The sequence below is a fragment of the uncultured Cytophaga sp. genome (assembly GCF_937863595.1).
Taxonomy (GTDB): domain Bacteria; phylum Bacteroidota; class Bacteroidia; order Cytophagales; family Cytophagaceae; genus Cytophaga.
Genome location: NZ_CALMGQ010000172.1, coordinates 1 through 8,858, shown reverse-complemented (window position 1 = coordinate 8,858; position 8,858 = coordinate 1). Strand labels below are relative to the sequence as shown.

The 8,858-nt window shown below is 35.5% G+C and carries 7 protein-coding genes; 3 read left to right on the top strand and 4 right to left on the bottom strand.

The window, feature by feature from the left end:
• Positions 1-210: 210 nt before the first annotated feature.
• Together Q0543_RS15035 and Q0543_RS15030 are read right to left on the bottom strand one after the other, a co-directional pair.
• Entirely contained in the window at positions 211-921 is a 711-nt protein-coding gene (locus Q0543_RS15035; protein ID WP_299254907.1) for a hypothetical protein, read from the bottom strand.
• A gap of 362 nt (positions 922-1,283) precedes the next feature.
• Positions 1,284-3,044: a phospho-sugar mutase gene (locus Q0543_RS15030; RefSeq protein WP_299254905.1), complete on the bottom strand. Its 1,761-nt coding sequence runs from the start codon at positions 3,042-3,044 to the stop codon at positions 1,284-1,286.
• A 166-nt stretch (positions 3,045-3,210) separates the two neighbouring features.
• Here Q0543_RS15030 and Q0543_RS15025 point away from each other — a divergent pair, with 166 nt between their 5' ends.
• Positions 3,211-3,636, top strand: a complete 426-nt coding sequence (locus Q0543_RS15025; protein WP_299254902.1) for a hypothetical protein — start codon at positions 3,211-3,213, stop codon at positions 3,634-3,636.
• 77 nt (positions 3,637-3,713) lie between these two features.
• Here Q0543_RS15025 and trpS read toward each other — a convergent pair whose 3' ends face one another.
• Complete coding sequence (gene trpS, locus Q0543_RS15020) at positions 3,714-4,682, bottom strand: tryptophan--tRNA ligase (protein ID WP_299254900.1); 969 nt, start codon at positions 4,680-4,682, stop codon at positions 3,714-3,716.
• Between the two features lie 321 nt (positions 4,683-5,003).
• Between trpS and Q0543_RS15015 the strand changes: the two genes are divergently transcribed.
• Both Q0543_RS15015 and Q0543_RS15010 read left to right on the top strand, forming a co-directional pair.
• Positions 5,004-6,143, top strand: a complete 1,140-nt coding sequence (locus Q0543_RS15015) for a DUF1573 domain-containing protein (RefSeq protein ID WP_299254898.1) — start codon at positions 5,004-5,006, stop codon at positions 6,141-6,143.
• Positions 6,144-6,275: 132 nt separating this feature from the next.
• A complete protein-coding gene (locus Q0543_RS15010; protein WP_299254895.1) occupies positions 6,276-7,919 on the top strand; it encodes a glycerol-3-phosphate dehydrogenase/oxidase in 1,644 nt (547 codons plus the stop codon).
• Here the strand turns inward: Q0543_RS15010 and Q0543_RS15005 are convergent.
• Positions 7,892-8,707, bottom strand: coding sequence for a glycerophosphodiester phosphodiesterase (locus Q0543_RS15005; RefSeq protein ID WP_299254892.1), 816 nt, complete (start codon positions 8,705-8,707; stop codon positions 7,892-7,894). The two genes, Q0543_RS15010 and Q0543_RS15005, sit on opposite strands and share 28 nt — an antisense overlap.
• Between the last annotated feature and the right edge of the window lie 151 nt (positions 8,708-8,858).

Here is an 8,858-nt window from a genome sequence, read left to right as displayed (position 1 = left end):
TTTATATCTTTAAAACCGCTGCTTAAGTGGTCCAACTTTTAGACGGAAAGAGCAGTTTTTACTTATTTAGTATGTGATCTTTATTGAATCTTAAAAGTTTATTAAGAGGTGTTAGTGATGTAATTATTAATTCATGATGATGAAATGAATGTATGATGTCATTTATTTATATCATTTGTTAGACCACATAAAGTGGCCTAACAAATGATATTATTTTTTTATCTTAATTGTTTTCCCCAACGTAAAAAGTATCTGATCCACGTAATAGAAAAAGTCAATATTGTCTCTATGAATGTTACTTTGATATATGTTATTGAGCCATGTTTTATAATTTTCAATTTCTTTTTGCTTCCTATCAATAAAATTGTCTTTTAATTTCCTGATAGCATACAGGTTTTGATTATTTGTATCTGTGATTGCTAAATACGCTCTTATTACATGCTGGTCTATGATTGGATTAGACCTGTCTCGCAAATGTTTTCCAAAAGATTTAAATGTTGTTCCAGTTTTAGATTCATCTGATTTGTTCGTAATGCCTTTGATAATGCCATCAAGTTTTGTTAAATCACCTTGTTTCCAAACAATAGCGTATAGTAATTTCAAATACACATCATCACTTTTTTCAACATGTTCAGTTAATTTTTTAAAATTTTTATCAGAGATTGATTCGATATTTTCTATTTCAGATTGAATTATATTACCTTTTTTATCACACCCAATAGTAAAATTCAATTTTGGGTATTGTTTAGTGTTAAATTTATTTTCTTTGAATGATTTTATTAAGGATACATCTGTAGATTGTTCTTCTAATTCTTTAGTCAAGTTATCCAAAGAGGATTCAGTTAATTCATTTTTTTCAATAAAAGAGAAAACCTTTTTTATTAATTCAATTGCATCGCTGCGGTCATTTATATTTTCCATAATTCTGTTTTTTTTTCTTCAATGTTAGGTAATAATATCCTTTAATTAAGATTTATTTTATTTCTGAATATGCCATGCTTAGTCATCTTTACACATTAGAATCTATATACTACTTAAATGTTTTTTTTGCGTAAACAACGTACCATTAATTTGATGCAGATGGATTGTAGATGCTTGACTGTTTATTGATTGACCTTTTGTTTCATTGTGTTTTGACTACATTTTTTTTGCAGTCAAAGACTGCGGAATAACACACACGAGTATGAAGACTCGCGCGAGAGGATTGAATGTAAACAAAAAAGCTCTGAGAAATCCTCAGAGCTTTTTGAATTCATAATTCATAACTTATAATTCAAAATTGATTACGCCAATTTCAAATCACTAATTAATCGTTCAATCTTCGCATCTAATTTTTTATCTACTGTTGCAAATTCTGCTTTAGAAGCTAAAGGTTCGTTTACACTGAAATAGAATTTGATCTTCGGCTCTGTACCAGATGGTCGCGCTGAAACCAAGGTGCCATCTGCTGTTTTAAACTGCAACACGTTTTCTTTTGGTAATTCAATTTTCTTGGTAGAACCATCCAGTAAGTTTGTTGCAACCTGACTGTCGTAATCAAACATCCACTCAACCTTAGAGCCACTCAATGTTTTAGGAGGCGTTGCGCGCAATTCCTTCATCATGGTTTGAATTTCTTCTGCACCCGATTTGCCTTTTTTCGTTAATGACGTTAAGTGTTCTTTGTAGAAACCATATTCTACATACATATCAATTAATGTATCGTAAAGTGTTTTGCCCTGATCCTTAGCATACGCTACCATTTCAGCAATGAATGCACACGAAGCGATTGCATCTTTATCACGTACACTGTCGCCAATTAAATAACCATAGCTCTCTTCGCCACCCGCAATGAATTGCTCTTTGCCTTCAAGCTCTTTGATTTTTGCTGCTATGTATTTGAAGCCAGTAAGTGTGCTGTAATATTTTACACCAAAACTGGTTGCGATTTTTTCAATAAGATCTGTTGTAACAATGGTCTTAACGATAAATTCTTTACCCGTAATTTTATTGGCGTTCTTCCATGCTTGTAGCATGTATAGAATCAATAAACTACCTGTTTGATTTCCGTTTAATAATTGGAATTCATTTTTGTCATTCTTAATAGCAATACCCACGCGATCCGCATCTGGGTCTGTAGCCATCACTAAGTCTGCATCCCATTCTGTAGCTTGTTTCACAGCAAGGCTCAATGCATCTTTTTCTTCTGGGTTTGGATACACCACAGTAGGGAAGTTGCCATCCGGAACTGCTTGCTCTTGAACCACACGAACGTTTTCAAACCCAAAACGTTTTAAAATTTCAGGCACTAAAACAATACCTGTACCGTGAATAGGAGTGAAGACAATTTTCAAGTCCTTCTGACGCTTGATGGCAGCAGGAGAAACAGAAAGTTTTACAATTTCATCCATGTATGCATTGTCTACTTCTTCTCCAATCTCGGTTATTAAAGCAGGATTGGACTTGAAGTTAACATCGTCGATGCTCGAAATCTTTTGAACTTCGGCAATGATATTTTTATCGTGTGGGGCAATTACTTGTCCGCCATCATTCCAATAGGCTTTGTACCCGTTGTATTCTTTGGGGTTGTGCGAAGCAGTTAATACAACACCTGTCTGGCAACCGAAGTGACGAATTGCAAACGAAAGTTCAGGAGTAGAGCGTAATGCTTTGAAAAAATAAACGTGAATGCCATTTGCTGCAAAAACTTCTGCTGTTGTGCTTGCAAAGAAATCCGAATTGTTTCTACTATCGTGCGCAATGGCAGCTTTTAAAGGCTGATTGGGAAAGTTCTTTTTTAAATAATTACACAAACCTTGTGTTGCCATGCCAATCGTGTATTTGTTCATTCTATTTGAACCCACACCCATTAAACCGCGCAAGCCACCTGTACCAAATTCTAAGTCCTTATAAAAACATTCAATCAGCTCATCTTCTTTACCCGCATCTACCAACGATTGAATTTCTTTTTTTGTTGTTTCATCATAACTACCAGTTAGCCATGTGTGTATTTTCGATTTTGTTGCATTATCTGCTTTCTTCAATTGTGATTCGATCGCGCTCATATCAATAAAATAAGTATATAAAATAAATGGTATTGTTTTAAGGCCTTAAACGTAAAATCTGTTTATAAGGTTAAGATACAAAATTTGATTCTTTTTCAATAAAAAATGGCTTAAGGTTTTACAAAAAGATTGCTTTCCCGTACCTTTGATTAAATTTTAAGGAAGCATGGATTTAAAGAAATTAAATAAAGACTTAGAAGCAATCGTTCTTAAAAAGAATGAATTGAATGCAATCACATACGATAATAAGAATTACGACGATATCGAAGAGGAATTACACGATATGGAAGATGACTTTATAGATGCGTATGGGGAAGAGTTAGAGGAAGTATTGGATCAAATCCATGTAAAGATTGATGCAGACAACGATGTGTTGTTGCCAATTGCTTATGTTGGAACGTATTATGATATACTTGGTAAAAATGCGGATGGTTCTACAAAATATGAAGCAGCTGAAGATCAAGGGGTAATTGTAACAAGTTCAAAGCTGAAAGGGGCTGAAGTGCGTTTGGTATTTGTTCCGAATCCAGTTCGTTTGGTACTAAGTACAGCAAAGGCTAAAAAAGTAGTAGTTTGGGGAGAAGGTCAATAAAGCATTTTTGCGATACATTAAAAAGCCCTGCATGTTAACATACAGGGCTTTTTTAATGTATTGCATCAGGGATGGAATTAATAACCCACCTTTTCTTTTACTTCTGCAAAAACTTGGCTACCAATAGCCCACGCTTTTTCGGCTCCAGCTTTTAGTTTGGCGTCTATTTCATCCGTATTATTCATATAATAATTGAATAATTCCCGTTGCTTCGAGTATTTATTCCAAAGGACTTCAAATAATGCTTGTTTGGCGTGGCCGTAGCCAAAGCCACCTGCTTGGTACTTTGCACGTATGTCGGCTGTTTGATGTTCATCTGCAACTAATTTATAAATTTTATACACGTTGCAACTATCGGGTTCTTTTGGTTCTTCTAATCCTTTGCTATCTGTAACAATGGATTTAACTACCTTTAATAGTTCCTTTTCAGAAGCAAATATATCAATGTAGTTGTTGTACGACTTACTCATTTTTTGTCCATCAATCCCAGGTATCGTCATGATGTTTTCATCCACCTGTACTTTAGGCAATACAAACGTTTCACCATATTGATTGTTGAAAGCAGTAGCAATATCTCTCGTGATTTCTAAATGTTGTACTTGGTCTTTACCTACAGGAACAATATCTGCTTTGTACAATAATATATCCGCTGCCATTAAAACAGGATATACAAACAAGCCTGCATTTACGACCGATAATTTATCAGACTTATCTTTAAAAGAGTGCGCATTTGCCAACATCGGATATGGCGTAAAGCAATTCAAAATCCATGTCAATTCACACACTTGAGGAAGATCGGATTGTTTGTAAAAAATGTGCTTGTCTGTATCAAAACCAAAAGCCAACCAAGCTGCTGCAACTGCATGAGTATTCTGTTTACGCGCAGTTCCGTCTTTTAAACTTGTTAAAGTATGTAAATCCGCGATGAAGAATAAAGACTCATTTCCTGGCTTATTTGAAAGCTCAATTGCAGGTAAAATAGCTCCTAAAATATTTCCTAAATGTGGTCTGCCACTGCTTTGTATGCCTGTTAAGATTCGTGCCATGTTGTGTTGTGTTAGGGTGTAAAGGTAGGGATTTTTTGAGAAGAAAGTACTAAGCACCGATAAAGTACGAAGTATTGAGTACGGAGTACAAAGTCGGCTGATATCGATGAATAGGAGGAATACTGAGATCTTTAAATAGGAACTGGTATACGATAAATTTATATACGAATATTTTAATCAGTCCTTTTTCAGTATATATATTGATCCATAAAAAGAAACATTGAATCATTCTTTGTACTCCGTACTCTGTACTTAGTACTTTCTAAACAGTTCTTGGAAAGCCCATCTCGTAATAGTATATTTGAACATAAACCCAATTGCATGAAATTTATATTTTCCTTCACAATACTTTTATTGAATGTATGTTGTCTAACCTCCATACACGCTCAAACGATAAAAGAAATTGGTCATCTTGAATTTTCTGATACCCTTATCAATTTTGGTTCTTTGAAAGAGGAACAAGGGATGGTTTCATATACATTCAAATTTGTTAATCTAGGTCCAGAGCATTTCTTTATTGAAGACGTAGAACCTTCTTGCGGTTGTATTACCCCTGATTATCCTACGGATACAATCTTAGCGGGTGAAAAAGGAGAAGTTGTTTTGTATGTTGATTTGGTAAATCACCCCGGAGTTTTCAAACAAAAAGTTGTTTTAAAAGGAAATGCATCTAAAGAGCCGATTAATTTATATGTGCAAGGGTATGTAACTCCCTCGCCACAGCCATTACCAGAGTGGGAGCGTACCTCTTCATTCAAATACGGAAATTTTTATCTTCAAAAGAATTATGCAAACTACGGAGCGATAACAACGAAAAATCCCGTGCATATTGAAATCCCTATTTATAATGCAGGTGAAAAGTCGTTAAGCTTACAATTGGATAAAATGAAATTACCCGCTCATTATAGGGCAGTATTATTACCTACTAAAATTGAATCCAAACAACGTGGCGTGATTAAGATTTCATTTAATACCAAAGAATCTCCAAATCTGGGATATGTTGCAGAAAGTATTGATTTATTATTTCTGTCAAACAATATTACCACCAGCGTCCCAATGGTTGTAAGTGCAACGGTTAAGGATGTGTATACACCAGCAGAAATGGCATCTATCGTTGGCCCTACTATTCAATTGGATAAATCAGTTGTAGATCTTGGCAGTGTTAAGCCAAATGAAAAAGTAACTTCTGAAATTCACATCGTTAATATTGGCAAGGCAGATTTGACAATCCGCTCCATACGCACTTCTTGTTCTTGTGTAGAAGCTTTTGCAGATAAACTTACCTTGAAACCTGGTGCATCTACGGTTGTTAAAATTGTATTTGATACGAACGAGCGTTTGGGATTAGAAGAAAAAGTTGTCAGTATATTCTCGAACGATGCTTCGAATTCAATTGTAGTTGTAAAGTTAAAAGCAACCGTATTAGAAGAAGCGCCTGTTGAAACCCCCTTAGGAAATTAACGGATATATTAAAATCATTGTTGTTCATGTTGAAACGATATGTTATCTTTCATGAGAAACGGAATAACATATTGCCGTTTTATTAATCGTGTTAGGTAATTCTGAATTCTTTTCATTTAACTCATAACATCTATGCTCAGTTATCATCAACAACGGAATTCATTTTTAGAGCATGCGTCAACGACCAAATTTGGACTAATCGTTATTGGCGGTGGTATTACAGGTTGCGGTATCGCCTTAGATGCACAAAGTAGAGGGATTCCAACCTTGTTGATAGAAATGCACGACATTGCATCGGGTACATCCTCTCGTTCTACAAAATTAATACACGGCGGACTTCGATATTTAAAACAGTTTGAATTTGGCTTGGTTCAGGAAACGGGAAGAGAACGTGCAGTTGTAAATCGCTTGGCACCTCATATAACCGTTCCAGAACCGATGTTGCTTCCAATTATTCAAGGTGGTTCTATGCCCAAGTGGATGGCATCTTTGGGGACATGGATGTATGATTTTTTGGCAGGGGTAAAAAAACACGAAAGTAGAAAAGTGTTGAATAGAGCGGAAACAATTGCTCAAGAACCATTATTGGCGGGTGCAAACGTTACAGGAGGGATACATTATTACGAATACCGCACCGATGATGCTCGCTTAACCATCGCTGTTGCTCATACGGCGCAAAATCAAGGAGCGACCATACTTACCTATACCAAAGTATTGGAATTGTTGTATGAAGCAGGAATAATTATTGGCGTAAAAGTATTAGATACACGTACCAACAAGGAATACATCTTTAAGGGTATTCAAGTAGTAAATGCTACAGGGCCTTGGGTTGATACGATTGATGTGCAAGATATAGATATTCGCAAGGATAAATTAATACTAACAAAAGGCGTTCACATTGTTGTTGATGCAGCAAAATTCCCAATCAAACAAGCGGCCTATTTTGATGTAGGAGATGGACGAATGGTATTTGCTATACCACGTGAAGGGAAAACCTATATTGGTACCACAGACACAAAATATACGGGAGGCTATGAAGAACCAGGCATTGAAGCATCTGATAAAAAGTATTTAATTGAATGTGTCTCATTGGTCTTTCCAACAGTGAAATTAACGGTTGAAGATATTGAAAGTTACTGGTCTGGATTGCGTCCGCTGATTCGAGAAAAAAATAGCAAATCGCCATCCGCTATTTCGCGTAAAGATGAAATTTTCAAAAGTAAAACAGGGCTACTAAGTATTGCAGGAGGTAAGCTTACAGGCTACCGTAAAATGGCAGAACGCATTACAGATATTATTTCAGCACGATTGGATAAAATGTATGATCTTGCTCCCTGTAAAACAGAAACACATATTTTATATGGAGGTGATATTGCAAAGTTTGGTGGCTTAAAAAAGTTTATTGAATTGAAATTACCTGAGTTCACGAGCGAAGGAATCGACGCTATCACTGCTACACGGTTGATTCGGTTGTATGGAAGTAATATTGAGCATTACATCACAGAGTTGCATGCAATTGACCCGCGCTTATCCACTAATGATATACCCAATTGGCTTAAGGCTCAATTGCAGTATACCATCAAACATGAATTTGTTTGTAAACCGGATGATTTTATTGTTCGACGTACTTCCGATTATTATTTTAGACGTAAGAATGTTAGCCTCTATTCAGATGCTTTGATAGGTGCGATGAAGATTTTATTAGAATGGTCTGAAGAAGAATATCAATTAAACTTGACACACTGGAATCATTTCTCAAGCAATACATTGGGGTAATCGGTGATGACGCCATCAACGCCCAATTCAATGAGGGCTTGTATTTCATCTAAGGTATTAACAGTCCATGGTATTACGCGCATACCCAGATCATGTGCTGCATCAACGTCTTTTTTTGAGAGGAGCGTATAATCAGGACTATATACTGTAGGAGTAAAGCTAAGTTTACTTAATTGTTTTTTTAGTGTTCCTTTTGTTTCAACTAAGTAGGAGAGTGCTATTTTGGGATACATTTCATGTATATATTCAAGCGCACGTATATCAAAAGATTGTACCGTAAAACGGTCTGCCACATTCGATTTTTTTATTTGTGCCACCACCATATCACAAAAGCGTGCTATTTGTGGGTGATTGATTGAGTCGCCTTCTGGAGTAGATTTGATTTCGCCGTTATAGCGGATCTTAGATGAAATACGCTCTGCTATTTCGATAACATCTTTTAATAAGGGCTTAATTGCAGGTACATTTAATTGTCCATTGAATCTAGGGTGTAGTTTCATGCCCACATCTATTTCTTTAATGTCAGCATAATTCATCTCGTATAGATTGAATTCTTTTTCGTTCTTCTCTGTAACGTCCAATCCATCAACCATCATTGTTATTTCATGATTAAAAAAAGTATCATGAGAAACTACAATTTGATTGTCCTTTGATATAACGAGATCAAACTCTAAGGTGGTAACACCCATTAATAATGCTTTTGTAAATGCTGCTATTGTATTCTCAGGTAATAAACCTCTACAACCTCGGTGCCCTTGAATTTCAAATGTAGCTGGTATGTCAATCATTGGTAAGTAATTCGTTTATTTAAATTAAACGTGTTGGACTATTTTATTGTTTCTTTATTCAAGATACTAAAAAAAGACTAAAGCCTAAAGCTAAAAAGAACTGAGATATGAATACGCTTTTTTGAGGTTCGATAATTTAATTTTAATTGGA